The sequence below is a fragment of the Nostoc sp. C057 genome, assembly GCF_013393925.1.
GTDB classification, from domain to species: Bacteria; Cyanobacteriota; Cyanobacteriia; order Cyanobacteriales; family Nostocaceae; genus Nostoc; species Nostoc muscorum_A.
In genome coordinates this window covers 3,761,871-3,786,124 of sequence record NZ_CP040281.1, presented here as the reverse complement: position 1 = coordinate 3,786,124, position 24,254 = coordinate 3,761,871, and the positions used below count along the sequence as shown (strand labels likewise).

Annotated in this window: 18 protein-coding genes; 11 read left to right on the top strand and 7 right to left on the bottom strand. The window is 42.3% G+C overall.

The annotated features are described in order from the left end of the window. Window positions 1-166: 166 nt before the first annotated feature. The 3 genes from FD724_RS40940 to FD724_RS16350 all read left to right on the top strand — a co-directional run bounded on the left by FD724_RS40940 (window position 167) and on the right by FD724_RS16350 (window position 6,656). A complete protein-coding gene (locus tag FD724_RS40940; protein ID WP_256874287.1) occupies window positions 167-295 on the top strand; it encodes a hypothetical protein in 129 nt (42 codons plus the stop codon). A 57-nt stretch (window positions 296-352) separates the two neighbouring features. Continuing rightward, window positions 353-5,758, top strand: coding sequence for an ATP-binding sensor histidine kinase (locus tag FD724_RS16355; RefSeq protein ID WP_179073351.1), 5,406 nt, complete (start codon window positions 353-355; stop codon window positions 5,756-5,758). Window positions 5,759-5,975: 217 nt separating this feature from the next. Next, complete coding sequence (locus tag FD724_RS16350; protein ID WP_179073350.1) at window positions 5,976-6,656, top strand: dihydrofolate reductase family protein; 681 nt, start codon at window positions 5,976-5,978, stop codon at window positions 6,654-6,656. Between the two features lie 216 nt (window positions 6,657-6,872). On the opposite strand, the gene psbA is transcribed toward FD724_RS16350, so the two are convergent. From psbA to FD724_RS16330, 4 genes are all read right to left on the bottom strand, one after another. Then, a complete protein-coding gene (gene psbA, locus FD724_RS16345) occupies window positions 6,873-7,955 on the bottom strand; it encodes a photosystem II q(b) protein (protein ID WP_179073349.1) in 1,083 nt (360 codons plus the stop codon). A 437-nt stretch (window positions 7,956-8,392) separates the two neighbouring features. Beyond that, on the bottom strand, window positions 8,393-9,070 hold the full coding sequence (locus tag FD724_RS16340; RefSeq protein ID WP_179073348.1) for a DUF2834 domain-containing protein: 678 nt from the start codon (window positions 9,068-9,070) through the stop codon (window positions 8,393-8,395). A gap of 113 nt (window positions 9,071-9,183) precedes the next feature. Beyond that, on the bottom strand, window positions 9,184-10,314 hold the full coding sequence (gene hrcA, locus FD724_RS16335) for a heat-inducible transcriptional repressor HrcA (RefSeq protein ID WP_179073347.1): 1,131 nt from the start codon (window positions 10,312-10,314) through the stop codon (window positions 9,184-9,186). Window positions 10,315-10,760: 446 nt separating this feature from the next. Further along, entirely contained in the window at window positions 10,761-11,093 is a 333-nt protein-coding gene (locus FD724_RS16330) for a rhodanese-like domain-containing protein (protein ID WP_114084543.1), read from the bottom strand. 157 nt (window positions 11,094-11,250) lie between these two features. On the opposite strand from FD724_RS16330, the gene FD724_RS16325 reads away from it, so the two are divergent. The 3 genes from FD724_RS16325 (at window position 11,251) to cysE (ending at window position 14,654) form a co-directional block, all read left to right on the top strand. Continuing rightward, the gene (locus tag FD724_RS16325) at window positions 11,251-12,909 is read left to right on the top strand and encodes a DUF3352 domain-containing protein (protein ID WP_179073346.1); all 1,659 of its coding nucleotides are present in this window, start codon (window positions 11,251-11,253) and stop codon (window positions 12,907-12,909) included. Between the two features lie 356 nt (window positions 12,910-13,265). Beyond that, window positions 13,266-13,760 carry a hypothetical protein gene (locus FD724_RS16320; RefSeq protein WP_179073345.1) on the top strand — a complete coding sequence of 165 codons (495 nt, stop codon included), beginning with the start codon at window positions 13,266-13,268 and terminating at the stop codon, window positions 13,758-13,760. Between the two features lie 129 nt (window positions 13,761-13,889). Beyond that, window positions 13,890-14,654: a serine O-acetyltransferase gene (cysE, locus tag FD724_RS16315; RefSeq protein WP_179073344.1), complete on the top strand. Its 765-nt coding sequence runs from the start codon at window positions 13,890-13,892 to the stop codon at window positions 14,652-14,654. Between the two features lie 377 nt (window positions 14,655-15,031). Here the strand turns inward: cysE and FD724_RS16310 are convergent, their stop codons facing one another. Continuing rightward, a complete protein-coding gene (locus FD724_RS16310) occupies window positions 15,032-15,616 on the bottom strand; it encodes an Npun_F5749 family FMN-dependent PPOX-type flavoprotein (RefSeq protein WP_179073343.1) in 585 nt (194 codons plus the stop codon). A 206-nt stretch (window positions 15,617-15,822) separates the two neighbouring features. Between FD724_RS16310 and FD724_RS16305 the strand changes: the two genes are divergently transcribed. From FD724_RS16305 to FD724_RS16290, 4 genes are all read left to right on the top strand, one after another. Continuing rightward, complete coding sequence (locus FD724_RS16305) at window positions 15,823-16,149, top strand: hypothetical protein (RefSeq protein ID WP_179073342.1); 327 nt, start codon at window positions 15,823-15,825, stop codon at window positions 16,147-16,149. Then, complete coding sequence (locus FD724_RS16300) at window positions 16,150-19,635, top strand: tetratricopeptide repeat protein (protein WP_179073341.1); 3,486 nt, start codon at window positions 16,150-16,152, stop codon at window positions 19,633-19,635. Between the two features lie 24 nt (window positions 19,636-19,659). After that, window positions 19,660-19,860: a tetratricopeptide repeat protein gene (locus FD724_RS16295; RefSeq protein ID WP_179073340.1), complete on the top strand. Its 201-nt coding sequence runs from the start codon at window positions 19,660-19,662 to the stop codon at window positions 19,858-19,860. Window positions 19,861-20,318: 458 nt separating this feature from the next. Further along, the gene (locus FD724_RS16290) at window positions 20,319-20,708 is read left to right on the top strand and encodes an endonuclease domain-containing protein (protein ID WP_179073339.1); all 390 of its coding nucleotides are present in this window, start codon (window positions 20,319-20,321) and stop codon (window positions 20,706-20,708) included. Between the two features lie 235 nt (window positions 20,709-20,943). On the opposite strand, the gene FD724_RS16285 is transcribed toward FD724_RS16290, so the two are convergent. Continuing rightward, window positions 20,944-21,786, bottom strand: a complete 843-nt coding sequence (locus FD724_RS16285) for a tetratricopeptide repeat protein (RefSeq protein ID WP_179073338.1) — start codon at window positions 21,784-21,786, stop codon at window positions 20,944-20,946. Window positions 21,787-22,145: 359 nt separating this feature from the next. Next, window positions 22,146-23,066 carry a ribonuclease D gene (locus FD724_RS16280; RefSeq protein ID WP_179073337.1) on the bottom strand — a complete coding sequence of 307 codons (921 nt, stop codon included), beginning with the start codon at window positions 23,064-23,066 and terminating at the stop codon, window positions 22,146-22,148. A gap of 466 nt (window positions 23,067-23,532) precedes the next feature. Between FD724_RS16280 and FD724_RS16275 the strand changes: the two genes are divergently transcribed. Then, the gene (locus FD724_RS16275) at window positions 23,533-23,991 is read left to right on the top strand and encodes a BON domain-containing protein (RefSeq protein ID WP_179073336.1); all 459 of its coding nucleotides are present in this window, start codon (window positions 23,533-23,535) and stop codon (window positions 23,989-23,991) included. Window positions 23,992-24,254: the final 263 nt, after the last annotated feature.

Here is a 24,254-nt window from a genome sequence, read left to right as displayed (position 1 = left end):
GGTAAAAATATTCCTCTTTAATCTTTTTACTCTGTGTTCTCTGTGCCTCTGTGGTTAGAAAAATTACTTTTAAACCGCAGAGGCACAAAGAGCGCAGAGAGAGAAAAAAAGAGATTTTACCAGTCACCTTGAAAGGGCTAGTCCTATACTTGTTGGGTTTGGGGGAATGGATAGGATCAGAAAATCGGGAACAGATAGCGATCGCTATCTGCTACAAAAAGGATTAAATATTCGCTGCAAGAATCAAGATTTGGGAGTAGTCAAAGCCAAAAAATCCCTTTACCTCAATCTCTGACTGATGGGGCGGATCTGGGAACACTAAATGCTAAGGTCTTAAAAATTCAAAAGAATTATGATTAGCAGTGTAGTTACCATTCCCAGCTATCAAGTCAGCGAAGAACTCTACAACGGTTCTAGAACCCTAGTTTATCGAGCAGTTCGAGAGAGTGACCAACAGCCTGTAGTCATCAAGCTGCTGAAAAATCCTTATCCCAGCTTCAGCGAACTAGTACAGTTTCGCAATCAATACACGATCGCTAAAAATCTCAACTCACCCTCGATCGTCCAAACTTACAGCCTGGAACCCTACCAGAATGGTTATGCGCTCGTAATGGAAGACTTTGGGGGAATTTCTCTGAAAACGGAGATGGGCGCAAAGCAACATTCACTTAGGGAATTTTTGCCCCTGGCTATATCTCTGTGTGAGACTTTAGATATTCTAATTCGCAATCGCATTATTCATAAAGATATTAAACCTGCCAATATTCTGATTAATCCAGAAACAAAACAAGTTAAATTAATCGATTTTAGTATTGCATCTTTACTGCCAAGAGAAACTCAAACTTTAATCAGTCCCAACGTATTAGAAGGAACACTTGCTTATATTTCCCCAGAACAAACTGGACGAATGAATCGGGGAATTGATTATCGCACAGATTTTTATTCTTTGGGTGTAACTTTTTACGAATTACTGACAGGGGAATTACCATTTCAATCAGAAGATGCGATGGAATTAGTACATTGTCATATTGCGAAAGTACCGCCTTTCTTGCATCAGATAAATCCAAAAATTCCATCTGTACTAGCAGAAATTATCAAAAAATTGATGGCGAAAAATGCAGAAGAACGCTATCAGAGTGCATTGGGACTGAAGTATGATTTAGAAAAGTGCTTGGTTCAATTGAAAGAAACAGGCAAAATTGAGACTTTTCCAATTGCCCAACGGGATGTGTGCGATCGCTTTATTATCCCCGATAAACTCTATGGCAGAGAAGCAGAAATAGAAACCCTACTCAACGCATTTGAGCGCGTCAGTAAAGGGACAACCGAAATGATGCTAGTAGCAGGCTTCTCTGGAATTGGGAAAACTGCGGTTGTCAACGAAGTTCATAAACCGATTGTTGGGAAACGTGGTTATTTTATCAAAGGCAAATATGACCAATTTAATCGCAATATTCCCTTAAGTGCCTTTGTGCAAGCCTTCCGGGATTTAATGGGGCAATTATTGAGTGAAACCGATACCCATTTACAACAGTGGCAGGATAAAATTATCACAGCTTTGGGTGAAAATGCTCAAGTTATTATTGAGGTCATCCCAGAACTAAAACGAATTATTGGTTATCAACCTTTAGCTACAGAACTATCTGGGATGGCGGCTCAAAACCGCTTCAATCTGCTGTTTGTGAAATTTATTCAAGTTTTTACCACTCAAGAACATCCCTTAGTGATGTTTTTAGATGACTTGCAATGGGCAGATTCAGCATCACTAAAGCTGATGCAGTTGCTGATGGATGAATCCCAGAAGGGCTACTTGTTACTGCTTGGGGCATACCGAGATAATGAGGTCTTCCCCGCACATCCCCTAATGTTGAGATTAGATGAGATAGGCAATGCTGGAGCTAAAATTAACAAAATCACACTCAGTCCACTGGGGCAAGTAAGTGTGAATCAATTGCTAGCAGATACCCTCAATTGTCAACCGGAAGTAGCACAACCATTGATGCAATTGGTGTATCAAAAAACTAAAGGAAATCCCTTTTTCACCACTCAGTTTCTGAAGGCACTGCATAAGGATAATTACATTCAATTTAATTCTCAAATTGGGCATTGGCAGTGTGATATTGCCCAAGTTAAGCAACTAGCGCTAACAGATGATGTGTTGGAGTTTATGACGCAACGATTGCAGAAACTAACACCAGCAACTCAGGAAGTTTTGAAACTGGCGGCTTGTATTGGTAATCAATTTGATTTGCACATATTGGCAATTGTTTATCAACAATCTCCAACCGAAACCGCCGCCGCATTATGGGAAGCATTAGAGTTCGGCTTGATTTTGCCAACTAGCGAAGTTTATAAGTTTTATGCAGGGCACGAAAATCAAGCAACTAATCAAGAAATCGCTCATTCTGTAACATATAAATTTCTGCACGATCGTGTCCAACAAGCCGCTTACTCACTGATTCCTGAAGATCATAAACAGACAACCCATGTTAAAATCGGTCGCCTGTTGTGGCAAAATACCCCGGAAGCTGAACTAGAAAATCAGATTTTTGCGATCGCTAATCAGCTAAATATTGGGCTTGAACATTTCCATCAACCTACAGAACGCCATGAACTCGCACAGTTAAATCTCATGGCTGGGAAAAAAGCAAAAGCCTCAACTGCATACAGTTCAGCAATTGCTTATCTGAAAATAGGTATCCAGTTACTACCATTTAACCCTTGGGAATCTGACTACAATCTGACCTTAAGCTTGTATAGCGAAGCCACCGAAACCAGTTTTCTCTGTGGCGAAATTGACGCAATGGAAGATTTCGCCCAGGAAATTTTACAACACGCAAAAGCGATCGCTGATACAGCTAAAGCTTATGAGGTAAAAATTGAAGCTTACATAGCACAGGGAAAATTTTTAGTAGCTATCGATACAGCTATGCAATTTTTGCAGTTGCTGGGCATTGAGTTCCCCCAAGAACCAACAGCATCAGATTTTGTTCTGGCTTTGCAAGAAACTGAAGCTAGCTTAAGTGGCAAAACAGTTGCTGAATTGGTTGATTTGCCAGAAATGCAGAATCCAGAATTACGTGCAGCCTTGCGTGTTTTAGTTAAAGTCACAACTCCTGCTTATATGGCAAAACCTGAACTTCATCGTTTGGTGGTGCTGAAGAAAGTTGCTCTTTCTGTAAAATACGGAAATACTTCCGCTTCTACCTTCGCTTACTCAGGGTATGGACTCATGCTTTGCGGTCAACCAGGCAGTATCTCAAGAGGTTATGAATTTGGGAAGTTAGCCTTGCAACTGCTGTCTAAGTTTCAAGATCGGGAACACGAAGCAAGAGTTCTCGTAGTCGTTCATCTTTGTGTCGCCCATTGGAAAGAGCCTGTAACAGCAATGCTCCAGCCATTACTACAAGCTTATACCAGTGGGTTAGATAGTGGAGATTTGGTTTATGCTAGTTACGCTGCCCACCTTTATTGCTTGCAAGCTTACATTGCTGGTCAAGAATTAACCAAATTAGCTGATGAATTAGCGATTTATGGGGCAGCAATAGAAAAAATTAACCAAAAACACACACTCAATTACAACAATATTTACTACCAAGTAGTCTTGAATTTAATCGAGTCAAAAACTACTCCTTGGGAATTAGTTGGCGCAGCCTACGATGAAAGGTCAATGGTGACTTTACATGAGCAAAGTAATGATGGCGCTGCTTTGTGGCATTTCTTTGTCAACAAATTGATGCTTTCTTATCTGTTTCAAGCATTGGATTTGGCAGTGGAATATGCTGCCAAAGCCAAACAATATTCCGGTTCAGGATATGCTACGGTGAATCTTCCAATATTGAACTTTTATGATTCGCTGCTGCAACTGGCTTTATTTCCGACATCGCCAGCCGAAGAACAACAGAGAATTTTACAGCAGGTAGCAGAAAATCAGGACACGATGCAACAGTGGGCAAATTATGCACCCATGAATCATCTGCATCGATTCCAGTTGGTGGAGGCAGAAAAGTATCGGATACTGGCACAAAAAACCGCAGCAATGGAATTTTACGACCTTGCCATTGCTGGAGCAAAAGAAAATGGCTACATCCAAGAAGCAGCACTTAGCAATGAACTGGCTGCCAAATTCTACCTTGACTGGGGCAAAGAAAAAGTTGCCCAAGCATACATCGAACAAGCTTACTACTCCTATGCCCGTTGGGGTGCAAAAGCCAAACTAGAAAATTTAGAACGACGTTACCCAGAACTTCTGCGAGTGATTGTGCAACAGAAAAACCTCAAATTCAACTCGCAAGAAACACTATGTAATACTGTCATATCCAGTACCTCTAATCATTCCTCAACCCTGATATCAAGTTCATCTAGCAGTGTCAATTCAGTGCTGGACTTTGGATCTGTTTTTAAAGCCTCCCAAGCAATCTCTACCGCAATTCACTTAGATCAATTAATCCAGACGCTAACTCAGATTATTCTCGAAAATGCTGGTGCCGATCGGTGTGCGTTAATTCTCTTTCAAGATGGGTCATGGCAAGTGCGGGCGATCGCTACCCTAGAAGGTACTATGTTGCAAACAGCACCTTTGGATAATCATTCTAGTGTTCCAGTCAAACTGATCCAGTATGTAAAAAACACTCTAGAAACAGTTGTAATTGACGATCTCAAAACCCATCTGCCTAGTGTGATTGGGGAATATATGCGCCAGCATCAACCCAAAAGTGCGCTGTGTATGCCAATTCGGAATCAGGGGCACTTACTGGGGATTTTGTATTTAGAAAATCAGCTAACAATGGGTGCATTTGTGGGCGATCGCCTAGATGTACTCCAATTATTAACCACTCAAGCGGCGATTTCCCTCGAAAATGCCCTACTCTACAATACTCTAGAGCAAAAAGTAGAGCAGCGTACCCAAGAAATCTACAGCAAAAATCAGCAATTGTCGCATACTCTCCAGGAATTACAACAAACCCAAGCCCAATTGATTCATGCTGAAAAAATGTCGAGTTTAGGGCAAATGGTTGCTGGCATTGCCCATGAAATTAATAACCCAGTCAACTTTATCTCCGGCAATATTAGCCATCTAAAAAATTATTTCCAGGACTTGCTAACTGGTATTAGGCTCTATCAACATCAATATCCACAACCTACTACTGAAATTCAAACTTATTTCCAGGAAAAGGATTTAGATTACACAATCAAAGACTTACCAAATCTAATAGATTCAATAGAACAGGGTAGTCAACGCATTCAAAATATTGTCTTATCTCTGCGGAATTTTGTCCGCCTTGATGAAGCAGATATCAAAGCCGTAAATATTCATGATGGAATTGAGAATACTTTGTTAATTCTGCAACATCGACTCACCAAAATTGCCATCATCAAAAACTATACCGATCTTCCAAAAGTGAGTTGTCACGCCAAACAAATCAATCAGGTAATCATGAATGTCTTGAATAACGCTATTGATGCCTTAAATGAAGCAAAAATCACAACTCCTACTATTACAATTCGTACCGAACTGAGCAATTCTCTAACCAAGAGTGTGAGCATTTGCATTGCCGATAATGGAACTGGAATTTCTGATGAAATGCAAAAACGAGTATTTGACCCCTTCTTTACAACAAAAACTGTCGGTAAAGGAACGGGATTAGGACTGACCGTAGCTTACTCTATTATGTCAACTCATGGCGGACAAATTAACGTCCTTTCTAAGTTAGGACAGGGAACAGAATTTGAGATTATTTTACCTGTCCAAGAATAAAGGTGGCAGGCAATACGGTTCGGATAAGGGAGTTCCAGTTAAAAAAATATCCAGGTCAAAACGCTTGCCAGATAAGGAGGTGACGGATAGCGCTGACACAGCCATTCTAAGAATTTCATATTGCCTCAGTGACTAATTTTCCCCTTTATACTCCATTGGGGATTCATGGCAAAGAATTCAAAAAGATAAAATTATAAAGAACTGTCAGAACGTAATCATGTCAGCCATCCAAACAACTGTAGTTATTGCCATGACGGTCGATGGAAAGATTAGCTCCGTAGATCCTCAAGCAGGCGGTAATCCTGATGCAGCCGATCAAGCACACGTAGAGTATGAAGTCTCACTTGCTGATCTAATCCTGGTAGGAGCAGGAACGATTCGGGCTGGAGACGTAATTTTTTCAATTCGCAATCCCGAATTATTAACAGCGCGCGAGGCTCGGGGTCAGTCTCGCCAGCCTATTGTTTGTGTTGTCTCAGGTTCCCTTGACTTATCGCTGGACTCCCCTTTTTTGAGCGAGGACATTGAGCGATGGATATTTACGACACGGGCTGGTTTGGAGCGCAGTTCCGATACAACAAGTTTGCAAAAACTGGCTGAATTAATTGATTTGGGAGATACAGACCTGGACTGGAATCGAGCCTACAGCTTGATGGCAGAGCGCGGTATTCACAAGGTCGTTGCTTTGGGAGGAGGCTATTTAACAGCATCTCTAGTAAAGGCTGGGCGAATTGACGATTGGTGGATGACAATCTGGCCCGTCATTTATGGAGGAAAGGACGCTCCCACCCCGGTGGAGGGAGAGGGTTTTATTTCCACTGCTGCTCCTCATCTGGAACTTGTCGAAACTCGTCAAGTTGGAAGTGAGTTGTTTTTACACTACCAGACGATCAAGTAAGAATGCGCTGTCATAATTAAGCTAACGCGCCTACATATTGCAATATTTTCCGTGTAGACCGTCATTTGTCATTTGTCATTTGTGTTTACCAAGGACAAAGGACAACCTCACCAGTTGATGTGCAATCTTATTTGCGTAACAGCTTACAACTAAAAAGCGCCCTCCCGAAGTGGGAGAGCGCTTTCTTATTTAGCTAATTGAGTTAATGCTTGAGAATTAACCGTTGATAGCAGGAGCAGTAAGAGCAACAGGAGCAGATTCAGCAGATGCCAAATCTAGAGGGAAGTTGTGAGCGTTACGCTCGTGCATTACTTCCATACCAAGGTTAGCGCGGTTGATTACATCAGCCCAAGTTGCAATCACACGACCTTCAGAGTCAATGATTGATTGGTTGAAGTTGAAACCGTTCAAGTTGAACGCCATTGTGCTTACACCCAAGGCGGTGAACCAGATTCCGATTACAGGCCATGCTGCGAGGAAGAAGTGCAGTGAACGGCTGTTGTTAAAAGAAGCGTATTGGAAGATTAGACGACCGAAGTAGCCGTGAGCTGCAACGATGTTGTAGGTTTCTTCTTCTTGACCGAATTTGTAACCGTAGTTTTGTGATTCAGTCTCAGTTGTTTCACGAACCAAGGAAGAAGTTACTAGTGAACCGTGCATCGCAGAGAACAAACTTCCGCCGAATACACCAGCTACACCTAGTTGGTGGAAGGGGTGCATCAAGATGTTGTGTTCTGCTTGGAACACGATCATGAAGTTGAATGTTCCTGAGATACCTAAAGGCATACCGTCAGAGAATGAACCTTGTCCGATGGGGTATACCAAGAAGACTGCGGTTGCTGCTGCAACAGGTGCAGAATAAGCGATCGCAATCCAAGGACGCATACCTAAGCGGTAGGATAGTTCCCATTCACGACCTAAGTAGCAGAATACGCCAATCAGGAAGTGGAAAATTACCAATTGGTAAGGGCCACCGTTGTACAACCACTCATCTAAGGATGCTGCTTCCCAAATTGGGTAGAAGTGCAAGCCGATGGCGTTGGAGGAAGGTACTACTGCACCAGAGATGATGTTGTTTCCGTAGATCAAGGAACCTGCTACTGGTTCACGGATACCATCAATGTCTACTGGAGGTGCGGCGATGAAAGCAATTACGAAGCAAGCGGTGGCAGCTAGCAAGGTGGGGATCATTACTACGCCGAACCAGCCAATGTAGATGCGGTTGTTGGTGCTGGTGATCCACTCACAGAATCGATCCCATACGTTGGCGCTTGAGCGCTGTTGTAAGGTTGTTGTCATTGTTTTATAAATGCGATTATTTGCGGATGAATTAGGTAGGTTTGACTACCTGTTACACATCTTAAAGAATTTATTGCGTTTTGTAAAGTACTTTCAGAAAAAACTTTCTCTTAGAATTAGGACTAACGCAAAATTCACGTAATTGCGTCATTACAAGCGATAGCGACGTATTCACCTAAAACTCTGGCATTGCTTCCCACAATACGTTTCGGTCGCAATGACAAAATTTGCTTGCGTAAGTCCTGAGAATTTACGCGCCCTGCGTGGAAAATCCCTAACTCATTGAAAAATAGCTTGCTTAAAATATTAAGTAAGTTGACGTAAATAATTGTCGTTGGGATAAGGCAATAGGTAGAAGGGTTTTAGGCTAGTTCATTTTTCTTTACATAGTTTGATTTTATTGTGCCAACTTACTTAATTACGAATTAAAAAGTGCTTTAATTTGCAGCTTGCTGCTGACTGGGTATTGCCTCTACGCCCACTTCTGGTAAAGGTGGACGCACACACAAATAAATCAATGGCCCGAATAGCGGTATCAATGCTATTAACCAGAATATCTGTGGATTGTTCCAACTGCGACGCGCCATATCATCCCCTAGTAATGCAGGAAATAAGAGACAAAGCAGGGAAAAATCTAAACTCATTACATTGATAAAGCGGTTGGTTTGCCACTCTTGCACAAAATTGCCCCAATCTCCTCCTTTTAAACCGTAGGCAACTAGAAGAACTGTGGCTACAGTCAACACAATCCCAGTCACACGAGAATCTAGCAGCTTTAGTAAGATATTCTTTTTACCAACAAACTGATTATTTGGTTCTCTAAGGGTTAAGTAGGGTAACAGGGCAAATATCCCGACTCCGAAAGAGGCAGCAGCAAATAGCCAAGCAGGTATTTTTTGCCCTCTACCATCAATAAATACTACTGCACTGTAGATGAGAGGCCAGATACCCATGAGGTTGAATAGTGCTATTACTAACGGGTTAACGCCTTGCCACTGTCCAGTCGAAAGGTTTTTAATTAAATCGAATGTACCGGGTTGCTCAGGAGGTGCGAGGAAAAAAGCATAAATAACGAATCCTAACCACAGGAAGCCAAAGGCAATTTTTCTAACCATGAAATATTTAAGTAGGATTAATTATTAATTTTGCCACTACAAATTGGGCTATCTACCTGCGATCGCACTATTCATTCGTCTAGACTCGTAGCAGCTTATCCCTAAACTTTACCTTAAGGATTGAAATAACTGAAGGCTTCTGAGAGGTAATCAGCAGCAGATGCTACAACTGCGATCGCACTTTCATAATCTAAGCGCGTTGGCCCCAAAACTCCCACACTTCCTACTGGTATTGAACCTCGGCGATAGGTGGAAGAAATCAAAGTGCAGGTGCGTATCGGTTCTAAGGGATTTTCTGCGCCAATGCGAACCGTTACTCTTGACTTACCAGCATCCTCCGGTTCTGGTTCCTCAAATATTAATCGCCATAGTTGGTCTTGTTCTTCTTCCAGCAGGTGGATAATCGTTTGTACCTGCTGTAACTGGGAAAATTCTGGCTGGCGCAAAACTTCTGACACACCCCGAACCATAATTTGTGTCGCAGTCGGCGCAAGAGTGCGACGAGTCAATTCGGCAACTGAATTTTTCAAGAATTCACCGTAGCGTTGGAATTCCTGATCTAGTTCACTCCAGTCGAGGTTGGCTAATTCCAACAGACTTCGCCCCCGCAAGTGGGTATTCAAAAAGTTAGAAACAATCTGCAACTCACGATCAACTACCTCTGAATCTCGTTGTGTCTCTTCTGGTATTGGCGACAAATCCATTAACTTGGAATGTGTCTCATAACCATCGGTAACAACTATTAACATGATCCGCCCAGCTTCAATTTGCACTAATTGCAGATGTCGCAATAGCGCTGTTGTAGTTTGCGGCATAGTTATCAAGCTAATGCAACCACTCAAGGTTGCTAAAATTTGCGCGGCTCCTTGCAGTAGGGTTTCTAAACTCCGATCTTCCCACTGGAGATGCTTTTGTAATGCCATCTCTATTTCTCGCCCTAAAGTTTCTGTCCGCGTAGCGTCTGTCTGCGACACGCTGCGGGAACGCAGAGAAGGTGTAATTAGCTGGTCAACATAAATGCGATAGCCTGAATCTGAAGGTACACGTCCAGCAGAAGCGTGTGGTTGGTAGAGTAATCCAGATTTTTCTAAAACGCCCATCACATTGCGAATTGTGGCTGAACTTACACCCAGGTCGTACTCTTCGCCCAAAGCCTTTGAACCAACAGGCTCTGCCGTAGCAATGTAGTGACGTACCGTTGCCCAAAGTATATGCTGTTGCCGATTTGTTAACTGGACTTCCATAGGATATGTTTTGCTAGAGGCAAATTTTAATCAAAGTCTGGAGAAATTTCTGGATTTGATTTAAACAAGGAATATTAATAATTTATTAAGATAACAAATTATACAATTATATTGTGATAATTAATTTTAAGGTTCGTGTACATTATTCTTGAAAAGTGCGCTCTCAATAGAATCTAGGCTTTGCATCAAAAGCTAAGAGTTTGAATTTACAAGATTCTTTTCTGCCTTATTTTTGCATAATTCTACACTTAGAAAAGTATTGTTGTATACGTATTTTTGCGGCTATTGCAGCTAAGATTAGGGTCGAAAAGTTGCGTAAGCTGTGTAGCCAGTGGAGAAAGTTACAAACATTTCTGGCTAGTCCCTGAACTAATTTAGTGCTATTTTCACAATAGCAAAAGCCAGATGGAATTAAGTTCCATCTGAGTAATGCACCTAAACACAAGCTAATACTGGGGAATTGAATGGTCTACTAAGATGGAGTAAGCATCAATACCACCCGAAATATTTTGCACATTTGTAAAACCTTGAGCAATTAACCACTGACACATCTGGGCAGAGCGAATACCGTGGTGGCATAGCACAAGGGTTTCAGCTTCAGGATTGAAGAGGGTAGGTATTTCATGTCCCCACTCAGCAAATTGACTCAAGGGTAGGTTGACAAAGCCCTCAATGTTAGCGATCGCCAATTCTTCTGGTTCTCGGACATCTACTAGCTGTATACTTCCATCACCAGAGGAAAGACGTTGTGCCAGTTCTTTTACACTAATCTGGTTCATGGGTTGACTAAAAGAATTCCCTATAAACAGTCCTAATCTTATTTATGGTGACAGAAAATCTCTGCCTTTGCATGAGTATCGATTCTCAAGAAGGCTGATAAATTCTGCTAGGCTTTCTGCTTAAATGGCTGTAAACCGTCTTTTTTAAAGGTTTAATGTGAATAGTCAACGTTCATTTATCGGTTTTATCGTAGCAGGTGCGATCGCATTGCTAATTGCGATCGCAGGCTTTTACTGGTTTTTCACCAAAAGTCCGGCTAACCTCATTGCTTCTACCTCTGAGCCTGGTGCAGCCATATTCGTATCGAAACTCTCGCCAGCAATGGTTTCATTGCTGACGAATCCTGATCGGTTGCAGGCGTTAGAACGTGAAGAGGAACTATCTAAACTCAAAACCAGTTTATTAGCCAAAAGTGGCATAGATTATAAACAAGACGTTCAACCCTGGTTAGGGAATGAAATTACATTAGCTATCACCACCTTAGATATTGATCGCGATCCAGAAAACGGACAGCAGCCAGGATATCTGTTAGCACTAGCAACCAAGCAACCGGAGAAAAGCCGTGAGTTTGTCGAGTTGTTATTTTCCAAACGAGCCTTATCTGGGGCAACCTTAGCTGTTGAAGAATATAAAGGCGTAAAGCTGATTTCTGACAATTCCCAACCAGAGAAGGATTTGCTTGCAGGTGCAGTTGTTGGTGAAGGCTTTGTATTGTTTGCCAACGATCCGAAAGTCTTGAAAGACGCGATTAATAACGTCCAAGCGCCCGATCTGAATTTGACTAGCTCCCCCGAATACCAAAAAGCTACTAAAGAACTGCCCAAAGGGGGTTTAGCTGTAGCGTTCTTAAATCTTCCCGTTGTAGCAAAATGGCAAGGCTTAGAACTTTCAGAACAACTTTATAACAGTGAAATTATTTCTCTGGCGTTGAATCCCAAAGGATTGCTAGCAGAAACTACATTTTTGACTTCATCAGAAATTCTCACTCCATCTGCACCACTATCTAAACCTGTAGGGGCATTGCAGTATGTTCCAGCGTCGGCAGGTTTGGCAATTTCTGGCTCAAATTTGAGTAATTTGGGCGAGAGCGATTTAGCCAAACTCTGGAAACAAGCAACAGCTACTATATATGGTTCTGGGGAAGATGTGGTTTCTCGGTTAGCCAAACCTTTAGTGGATGTTCAAAAACGCTGGGGTATAAACTTACCAGAAGATATTTTCAGTTGGGTACAGGGAGAATATGCGATCGCATTGTTACCTGAGAAAGAGCAAACAACCCCTCATTGGATTTTTGTGGTAGAAAAATCTGAGAGTGTAGAACAAGGTATTGCTCGTTTGGATGCGATCGCATCATCCAATGGACTCAGCATTAATCCCCTGACTATAGATAAGCAAAAAGTCTCCGCTTGGACAGAGTTAACTACGGCGGCTAAAAAAAGTGATCCTAAAGAAGGAGCATCTTTCAGTATTGAAACAAAAGTGCGGGGATTGCATACAACTTTAGGAAATTACGAAATTTTCACTTCTGACTTAGAAACGATAAATGAAATTCTCACAACCAAGGATAATTCCTTAATTGACAATCCCAATTTTCAAGATAGTATTGCTGCGATTCCCTTACAAAACCAAGGCTATATATATCTTGACTGGACAAAGAGCCAGAATTTGTTAGAGCGTCAAGTACCGATTCTCAAGCTAGCGGAAGTTTTAGGGAAACCGTTTTTTGATAATCTGCGATCGCTCACAGTTAGCAGTTATGGAACTGACACGCGATCGCTCAAAGGTGGCGTTTTCTTCCAACTCAAGAATTCATGAGATTTTCATAAAAGCTCAAGTGCAGAAGGTTAAAAATTATTTTATCTTCTGCCTTTTTCTGTTCCGTAAGATTTTCGTGAATTTACTGTATTATTTGCTATTTAAATCGTCCGTTAAGAGTTTTCTTTAGGAGGCAAGATCCTGCGTCCAACAGAGGTAATCACATCCAAATTAGAAGTTGAGGAATTGTAGCTGCTGTTTATATCAAGAGGCAGCCTAGCAATTAGCTGTTTGCTTTAAAAACCCTTTATTGTGGCACATTTTAATGTGGCACAACCAACTGAAATTTCACTGGAATTTTTTCATTAGAATATGTATATATCATTACTAATTTAACAGCCTGTTGGAGGGCTACTATGAAATTTTGTCGCCCCCGACTTGAGTTTAGCGGCGGCTGGTTGTTGGCTATACTTGCCACCATCACAGCTACACCTGTAATTGCAGAGACAGCAGCGAATTTTGGTACTTTTACTGTGTCAACAAACTCTAATCCAGCACAAGGAACAGTGCAGGGGTTTACAGGTGGTTCTTACTCATTGTCTGCCATAAGTAATCGCGATCGCGACCAAAAAGCCTGTATTGGTTTTGCCGATCCTAATCCAGATCACATTATGGTTTTGGAAAATGACTTTTCCCAGCTAACAATCAAAGTCGATAGCAACAATACCGACACAACTTTACTCATTCAAGGCCCAGATCAAAATACGATTCGCTGCGGCGATGATACTGGCAAAAGAAAAGATGCTAGCGTTAGCGATCGCAACTGGAAAAGAGGTACTTATCGGATTTGGGTAGGTACATTTAATTCTGGGGTCAAGCGTGATTATACTCTGGCAGTGGAGCAGCAGTAATCGGGAGTGGGAAGTTAGGAGTGAGGAATGATAACTAATTCCCCATTCCCCATTCCCAATTTTTATGTGTAACACCTGAGACGATAATATGGGAGAGTAGCTTGTTGTGCTTTCCGAGGGTGCTATCTCGTGCTATCTATACTGCGTGCTGACTTTCGTATCATATTTGAACGTGACCCAGCTGCTCGTAACTGGTTGGAAGTTTTATTTTGTTACCCTGGTTTGCAAGCCCTGCTATTCCATAGGCTGGCTCACTGGTTGTACGCTCTTGGTCTTCCCTTTTTTCCCCGCCTGATTTCTCACTTGGCTCGGTTTTTGACTGGAATTGAAATCCACCCTGGTGCAGTAATTGGAAAAAGTGTGTTTATTGACCACGGTATGGGCGTAGTCATTGGTGAAACTGCGATCGTGGGAGACTATGCCCTAATTTATCAAGGTGTCACCCTTGGGGGTACTGGTAAAGAATGTGGTAAGCGTCATCCAACTGTGGGTGAAAACGTCGTAGTCGGGGCTGGAGCAAAGGTACTGGGCAATATCCAAATTGGTAATAATGTTCGTATTGGCGCTGGATCTGTTGTTCTAAGAGATGTACCTTCAGACTGTACTGTGGTAGGGGTGCCTGGGCGCATCATGTATCGTTCTGGAGTTCGGGTTTCACCTCTTGAACACAATAACTTACCAGATTCAGAAGCTCAAGTAATTCGTGCTTTAGTAGACCGGATCGAGGCGTTGGAAGAACAAATACAAACTCTTCAGCGCACCAATTCTTCAGAAAAAACTCCTGTTTTAGTGGGTTGTTTAGCTACCAAAGAGGATGAGCCAACCCACGATACTCGCTGGTGCAACCTCAAAGATAAGACCATCCAGCAATTTCTAGATGGTGCTGGCATTTAGTTAAAAGTCAAGGGTTAAGGGTCGAATGGCACGCTTGTTAATCGCAAAGCCCTGATATAACTTGCTTTTTGAGTGTGGGGAGTGTGGGGAGTAAGACTTCTTCCCCGTCCTCCCACACCTCCCACACCCTGCCAGCAAGGAGGTTTCAGCTTTTCTTAGTGCCATTCGGTTAAGGGTCAATCTTTAGCCCTTTCAAGGTGACTCGTAAAATCTCTTATTTTTTCTCAGCGCTCTCTGTGCCTCTGTGGTTTAAAAGTATTTTTTCTAACCACAGAGGCGCAGAGGACACAGAGTATAGAGCTTAAAGAGGAATCTATTTAGCAAAATTTTTACGCACCTTGGAAGGGGTAGGGTGAATCTTTTGACTCTTTACAAAATCACGGATTAATTGCTTCGCTAGACCACTCTTGCTGGTGATTACGGTGGTAAAGCCATCGGTTTTGTGGTTCGCCGCGTAATTCTAAATGGTCTACTTGCACCGGATCGAGTAGCAGGAGACAAAAATTAGGGAGTGGCTCAATAGGATCGGGTGGTGATGGCTCAAAGGCTCCTGCTTCTTTGATTCTGGGTTTACCAGGATAGGGCCAACCAAACTGTAAACGCGCCGCATCACTTAATTCTTGCCACATTGCAATCCGGGCTGGCTGTAAATCTTGATGAGAATCATCACTGCTGATTAAGGTCAAATCGCCAGCCATGCGGAATTGTTCTCGTGTATTGGGGAAATACCAACAAATTTCTGCCCAAGGTTGTTGCTGTATTTGGTCGGCTTTGGCGCTACGAGTATCGGTGATAAATCTTAGCTGGTTTGTATCTTCTAGGAAGCCGCGAAAGACTAGGGTACGATTAGCGGGGCGGCCATTGGGTTGCACTGTTGCTAGTTGCAGGTAGCGGGCATAAACAAGGCTGCGGTTGCGATGGAGTGCATGAGCGATCGCACCTCGCCAAGGAGCAAGAGACATATCAATTAAAAATTAAAAATTAAAAGTTAAAAATGAAGAAAGTCAGATTTAATCTGGGTTTCCAGGTTTGGGTGTGTTGTCTTATTTTAGACAAATGGTACAACACTAAGTAAATAATTTGGCAATTGTCTCTGTGTCTTTGCGTGAATATTATCCTCAATTCAACGCAGAATATACAGTATGTTGTATAAATTTGCAGATGAGCTATGGCAGAAATTCAAGTTGGAATTGAAGGGGAAGGCGCACCAAAAGCAGCCGAGGCTTTGCTAGAAATTCCTGGAATATCGGGAAGCTATGAAGTTCCGACGCAAAAAGAGGGAACTCTCGCCGCCATTGCTACTATTGTCGGCATTGTCGGCGGTGCTGCGGCTTTAGCTGAACAAATTCGCAAATGGTATCAAGAATGGCATAAATCTCATCCTGGGAAGCAATTTGATGTAATAATTCTTGACCCTGATACTGGAAACAGGATTTTACTCGAAGAAGCTACCATAGAGGAAATCACGGAAATCCTCAAATCTATCAGCAAATAAGTGCAAACTATCCGCATTCAACTTCGGGAAAGTACGCAGGAAACTGTTGAACTCAGGTATTGGCTACCTCAAAAAAATCACTATGAATCACGTCGCCTGCAATTAGCAGAAATCGCTGATTTCCTCCAGCAGGGCGATCGCGATTACTATAAACTGCTGCCCAATTTACCAGGAATGGGGAAGCAGTTATTTTTTTGGTTGGATGGGGATGGACGTTGGTTGAGTCGGGGAATTGCTAACTGTCGCGGTGAAGGGTTGGTAATTGCTATTGATACCGGGAAACAATTGGCACATCTACCTTGGGAAGTGCTGCATGATGGTGAGGATTTTTTGGTGAAGCGGGTTAATCCAGTGGTGTTACCTCTGCGCTGGATTGAGAAAGAAACCGAAGGGTTTTCTGTGGAACCACGACAATTGCGAGTATTGTTTATGGCAACCGACCCGGAAGATGTGGAACCAAAGTTAGAGTTTGAACAGGAAGAAGCGAAGATTCTGGCTGATACGCGAGATTTTGCTGTAGATTTGCGGGTGGAAGAAAGCGGTTGCGTTAGCGAGTTGGGTAAGGTGTGGAGTCGCTATCTTAATGACTTTGATGTGTTTCACCTCACAGGACACGCCTCTATTAAAAATGAAGCACCTTACACGCCTTACTTTATCACTGAGACGGAAATCGGGGAACGCCACGAAACCACAGCCGCAGAACTGGCGGAAGTCTTCCGGTTTCGCTTTCCCAAATTGGTGTTTTTATCTGGGTGTCGGACTGGACAAGCACCAGATAAAGGCGCTGTCCCTTCAATGGCTGAGGCGCTAATTGCCCAAGGTGCTAGGGCGGTTTTAAGTTGGGGGCGACCTGTGGAAGATCGGACAGCCACAGCCGCCGCCGCGCACCTCTACGGCAAATTGGCGGCGGGATATCAATTAGCTGAAGCACTCGCTAGCACTTACCAGCAGTTGTTTAAACAGAATGTGCGTGACTGGCATTTGTTGCGGTTATATGTCCAGGGAGAATGTCCCGGTGCGTTGGTGGAAGTGTTGGGAGATGTGCCACCCTCAGCGCCGGAACCTGCATACCAACAGTTTTTAGATCCCGATACCCAACTGGTGCGGGTGGCGAAACCCTCTGAGTTTGTTGGGAGACGGCGGACTTTGCAACGTTGTCTCAAAGCAATTCGCACTTCATTAGGGGTACTAATTCACGGACTGGGGGGTGTGGGTAAGAGTACTGTGACGGCGCGACTTCTGGAAAGGATGGTTGGCTATCACAGGCTGGTGAACTTTCGGCAACTGGATGAGGACAAACTGCTCAAAACCCTTGCTGAACAATGTACCTCGGAACGGGGGCATGAAATTCTCAATGGCAAGTTACCCTTGATGCAGCGCCTCACCAAGTTTTTCACTGAAGGACTGAATACCAAAGAACAGCGCTTTGCCTTTGTGCTGGATGACTTTGAGGCTAATTTGGAACCAGCAAATGGGGTTTATGTCTTGCAACCACAAGTTGTGGATGTACTGCTGGCGTTGCTGGAGGCGATGCAAAATTCCCAACTTCCCCACAAGGTAATTATTACCTGTCGCTACAATTTCACATTGTCGGAACTGAATCATCGTCTGTACCGCGAACCTCTGGGGGCTTTGGGTGGGGCAGATTTAATTAAAAAGTATAATCGTCTGGATTCGTTTAATGGCAGTTGGCAATTTCAGCCAGATTTGCCGGAACGTGCCAAAAAAGCAGCAGATGGAAATCCTCGGCTGTTGGAATGGTTAGATAAGATTTTGCAAAATTCCCCGATGTCGCCGTCAGCGGAGAGGGGAGTTGAGATGATTCTGCAAAAGATGGCAGATAAGGAAAAGGAATTTCGTGAGGATATTTTGGCACAGGAATTGCTGAAGCAGCAAACTCCAGCTTTGCGTCAAATGCTGGGGAAGTTGTTGGTGTATGAGTTACCTGTTCCTCAAGCTGCGATTTCCCCGATTTGTGAGGATATCTCAAGTTGGGAAAGTCATATTCAACGCGCTGAAATTTTGGGTTTGTTGGAAGTTACCCTCACCAACAACACAGAGAGGTTGTATCGTGTTCCCCGGATTTTGTCACCGTTGCTAGAGTTTCCCGAAAACCCCAAGGGTGAAGAGTTGTATAAACAAGCTGCACAAATTTTGTATCGTCTGTGGCGGGAAGAGGCGGAAAGTTCTACGGAAGCACAAAAGTTAGAAATTCATCGGTTGGGGTTGTTGGGGAAGGATGAAGGAATTGCCGCGAAAATAGCGGAGACTGTCGTTTATAAGTGGTGGTATCAGAATAGATATCGAGAAGGAGTGCAGCTTTGTCAATCAACACTAGAAGTTACTGAAGACTTTCGTGTTCTCACAAGAATAGCTTATTGTGAAAGGCAACTTGGTGATGTGGATAAGGCACTAAAGCATTATCAACAAGCTTTAAACCTTTGTCCTTTAGAAGAGGAAGCCGACAAAGCATTGATTTATCTCCAATTAGGTATGCTTAAAGCCAACAAAGGGGAAGTGGATGAAGCGATCGCACTCTACAATCAGTCTTTGGAAATAGAAGAACGCATTGGAGATGTCCAAGGCAAAGCGGCGACGTTGCACCAACTGGGAATTATCTACGCCAACAAAGGGGAAGTGGATGAAGCTATCACACTTTTAAATCAGTCTTTGGAAATAGAAGAACGCATTGGTAATGTCCAAGGCAAAGCGGCGACGTTGCAGCAACTGGGAATTATCTACGCCGACAAAGGAGAAGTGAATGAAGCGATCGCACTCTACAATCAGTCTTTGGAAATATTTGAACGCATTGGTAATGTCCAAGGCAAAGCGGCGACGTTGAACAATCTGGGATATATTTACGCCAACAAAGGGGAAGTCGATCAAGCGATCGCACTTTTCAATCAGTCTTTGGAAATAACTGAACGCATTGGTAATGTCCAAGGCAAAGCGGCGACGTTGAACAATCTGGGACGTATCTATGCCAACAAAGGGGAAGTGGATGAAGCGATCGCACTTTTCAATCAGTCTTTGGAAATAACTGAACGCATTGGTAATGTCCAAGTCAAAGCGGCGACGTTGCACCAACTGGGAATTCTCTACGCCAACAAAGGGGAAGTGGATCAAGCGATCGCACTCTACAATCAGTCTTTGGAAATAAAAGAACGCATTGGTGATGTCCAAGGCAAAGCGGCGACGCTGCACTGTCTGGGAATGATCTACGCCAATAAAGGGGAAGTGGATCAAGCGATCGCACTCTACAATCAGGCTTTGGAAATAACACAACGCATTGGAAATGTCCAAGACAAAGCGCCAACATTGTACAAACTGGGAATTCTCTATGCTAGTAAAGGGGAAGTAGATAAAGCGATCGCACTTCTCAATCAAGTCCTTGAAATTGATGAACGCACTGGTAATGTCCAAGGCAAAGCGGCGACGTTACACCAATTGGGAATTCTCTATGCTAGTAAAGGGGAAGTGGATTAAGCGATCGCACTTTTCAATCAGTCTTTGGAAATATTTGAACGCATTGGTGATGTCCGAGGCAAAGCAATGACTCTGTGGTGGTTAGGACATTTGGCAGAACAGCAGGGTGAATACACTAAGGCGATATCCTATTTGCAACCAGCTTTAGAGATTTTGCAGCGATTGAAGTCACCACACGCTGAAGGTGTGCGTGCAAGTCTTGATAGGGTAATGAGTAATTCGTAATTCGTAATTACAGCACCAAAAGATTTTTTATCTCACGCAAAGGCGCAAAGACGCAAAGAAGAACGCGAGAGTGTTTTCTAAATAAATGAAAATTGCTGTAATGAGTCTTTGATACTCGTGAGCGAGTCTTTGATACTCGCGCGAGAGTCTTTGATACTCGCGAACGAGTCTTTGATACTCGTGGACGAGTCTTTGATACTCGTGGACGAGTCTTTGATACTCGTGGATGAGTCTTTGATACTCGTGGATGAGTCTTTGATACTGATTAACGTACTGTGCAACTTCTTTCTTTCAAACTTAACCCCCAATCTCTTACCTACAAGGGACGCTACCGTGTACACACATCTAGATGCTGTGGAGAATGTGGTTTGATCCCCCTAAATCCCCCTTAAAAAGGGGGACTTTAAGAACTTTTTCCCACCTTTTCAAGGAGTGTAAAGGGATAAACACTAGAAACTATGATGAACAACCTCAACAGTAGCAATTTCCATTTACCTTACAATCCAAAGCTTGTAGAAAGAGCAAAAGAACTTCGCAAAAATATGACCCCAGCAGAAAAAAAGCTGTGGTGTGAATATCTGAGTGATTTTCAATTTCGGGTTTTAAGACAAAGACCAATTAATCATTTTATAGTTGATTTCTACTGTCCTACTTTACAAGTAGTTATTGAAATTGATGGGGATAGCCATTTTACAGATGAAGGTCAAGATTATGACATAGAGAGAACACGTATTCTAGAAGGCTATGGTTTAAAGATTATTAGGTTTACAAATAGTCAAGTTTTAAATCAATTTGATAGTGTGTGTGAGCACATACAGGGATTAATCCCTCCTAAACCCCCCTTTTAAGCAGAAAAATTCTCAAAGTCCCCCTTTTTAAGGGGGATTTAGGGGGATCTAAAACGTTTTGCTACCGACCAGAGGACTTTTAAAACATCTTCTTAGATTAAATCAGGATCTATGCCGAGCGATCGCAACCGTTCGGCTAGTAATTAGACACGTTGTTTGTCTTGCTGGGGTTGTTGAGCGTATTTCATCTTTGCTTCTGGTGTTAAAAACCGACACCTGCTCGCTACCCTTTTGCCTACTGTCTCAGTTCTTTGATGTTTTTCATCACTTGTTGATATAAGTCGTTGTTACCCTGACTTTGAAAAATGCTCGCTGCTTTTTCTAAATCCTTGAGTGCCCCCTGTCTATCTCCAGTGGTGGCACGGGCATTTCCTCGGTTATTGTAGGCAGGGGCAAAGTTAGGGTTGAGGCGAATGGCTTGATTGTAATCTGCGATCGCACCCTTTGGATCTCCATTGGCAGCACGAGCATTTCCTCGGTTATTATAGGCGATCGCATATCTGGGATTAAGGCGAATCGCTTGACCGAGATCGTCTATTGCCCCTTTTCTGTCTCCATTGGCGGCGCGGGCATTTCCCCGGTTGTTGTAGGCTTCGGCGTAGTTGGGATTAAGACGAATCGCTTCACTGTAATCTTTAACTGCTTCTCTGTTACCTTCTAGTGAGGCGCGGGCATTGCCCAGGTTATTGTAAGCTTCAGCGTCGTTAGGGTTGATGCGGAGGGCTTGATTGTAATCTGCGATCGCTTTTTCTTTGTCTCCCAAATCAAAATAGGCTAATCCCCGGCCGTTGTAGGCAGCGCCATATTGGGAGTTTTGACTAATTGCCTTACTATAGGATGCGATCGCAGCTTGTAAATCGCCGTTTAAATGTTGATTCTTTCCTTGAAGATAGAATTCCCCACCTCTGGATGCTGTAGCTGAACGACGGCTAGGTGTACTAACTCCTATTTCTGTCACCAAAACACTCTCATTCTTGCTACAAGAAACACTGCTAATTGCTGTCAATGTAGTAAAAATAGCTATAGTAAATACTTGATTTACCCTTGTTCGCTTTTGTCTAAATAAACGCGGTCTCATAATTTAATATAAACTGCCATAACACCTGAACGCAATTAGTACCAAAATCTAGATTTTAATTCTTTAACTCAATGGTTATTCTAACTTTGGATAGACGTTTCAAGTCAATTAACAAATTTACCAGATATTCAATATATTTATTTAATAGTTATATTAAGGGAAAAACATCAATTATAAAGTATAAAAATTGTCAGTTCGGCTCTTTGTTATTGTCATATGTCTACTTCTTGGCAATGGATTTCTGAGCAGAAAGCTACTCTAGCTCATGTTTTTTAAGATACTTTTTGAAAAAAATATATTTGAAATCTTAAGATTTGCTATGAAGGATAAATTCTGACATTTGTAGCCTTATGGACAATTTACTCATCTTCTGTTTCAGTCTCTTGAGCTTTGGTAGTTAGCCGCCAAGAGGTAGTTTTTTCAATATCTACAGACAGTTGCTCTAGATTTGTCCCTAAATCTTTTTGGAGTTTCTGAGTTAGCGTGATGGGAAAATCTAAATCAATATCTTGGGTTTGTGCTAGCCTAGCCAATTCCGAAAAAGTAGCTTTGACTGTAGTGCGATCGTAACTAGTCAGCTTATGAGAAGAAGTTTCAGATATATTCTGAGCTTGCATCGCTTTTTTCATGCGTTCTTGCAAATGCTCAAATTCTGAATTCAACAACTTCCATTGTTGCTCAAGTTGTGAGTATCTAGTACTTAGTGAGATTAAATCTTCCGTTGCGGGTTCGGGGTTGGCTTTGGCTTGTAAACCTAATAAATTTGAGTGGATTTGAGCAAGATAAATACAATCTAGATAAGCATACTCTATCTGTTCTTCAGTCAGGGGGCGTTTTCCCCAATCGCTGGTTTGTTCTTGTTTATCGATATTGTTAAAGCTACAAAGTGCTGTAGCTATGGTTTTGAGTTGATAGTTAGGTAATGGCAAAATATGGTAGGGAATTTTTTTTGCCATTTCTAAAGTGCAGGTAATATTTTTAGCTTTCTTGTTACCGAGAAATTTTAGATCGTAACTGGCATTGTGAAAAACTTTTTCAATGGCAGAATTTATCATAATTTTTTGAATAAATTCAGCTATGATATTAGGTTGGTCTAGCACATCTAAAAGATAGACGCGATCGCCACTCATATCTTGAGGATTATCTAACACCTGAATCAGCGATAGTCTAGGATTACGACTTTTGTAGTCAGCTACTTCTGTATCTATCCATAGTGTTTTGACATTGGTGTATTCAGCGACAATATCACTAATTTCGCTGGCAGAAGTGAGGTAGGGCATTGGCTGATATTTCCTGAATATTTAGGGCATTGTAAGTAAGCCATAGTTTTCTAAAGTAACATTTTGTTGGTAATTTTGCTGGCACAGTATTGCAAAAACATGAAGTTTTGAGCTGTATAGGCCTAGACATCGCCAAACTGACTGAAATCTGATAACATCGATTCACTACTTTAAGGCTGCATAGTTTATCATTGGAAAAGCTCCTCAGCATCTACATTAAATTCATAGGAGCTACAGGCCGTATATAGAGTTATCTTGGTTAGCAACAGTCAATAAAATTGAATTGGTGCTTCTCAAAAATGGCTGCAAAATCTTAGCCTAAAGAAATCGTTCAAGTTTCAATTTCCAGTAGACTGAGTAATTGCTTGGACACTTTTGCTACTTCACATTTAATTGCTTTTTAACATCTGCTCCTCACCATGACACACAAATTAATTGCTTCCAGTAATCAATTCGGAGATAGATAATGAAAAAGCTAATTCTATTAATCGTTAGTAGCATTTTGGTAGTTGGTACTTTTGGCTGCCAAGAGGCTCCTAAAACTGGTTCGGAAACTCCTAGCACTACTAATGAAGCTGCTCAAGTACCAGCAAAACCTGCTTCTCAGATAAATGAAGCTGCCAAAGTTCCAGGAATACAAACAACTCCTTTAGCAACTAGCACAGATACTAAAGTTAAAACCGGTTCTGAAAAAACCGCAGCAACAAAAGTTAAGAGCGACTTAAAAACTGAAGTTAGCAACAAGTTGAACAAAGGCTTACCAGGCAATAAGTTACAGGTTGAAAACAAAGAGGGTGAAATTATCCTCAAAGGCACAGCGACTTCTGCTGAAGAACTCAAAAAAGCTGAAACTTTGGCTAAGGAAGTTCAAGGTGTGAAGACTGTGAAGGTGGAAGCAAAAGTTGAAACTGTGAAAAAGCCATAAAAGAATAACTGGAGTTCTCAGTTAATATCGGCATGAAAGCCAAACAGGGACTTACACAAATGTAAGTCCCTGTTTTTTATTTGCTCAAATTTAAGTCACACCACTCTATATAGTTTGTCAAAGAAGTTCGTAGTAAAGACTAGCCCTTTCAAGGTGACTCGTAAAATCTCTTATCTTTTCTCGGCGATCTCCGTGCCTCTGCGGTTTAAAAGTATTTTTTCTAACCACAGAGGCGCAGAGGACACAGAGTATAGAGCTTAAAG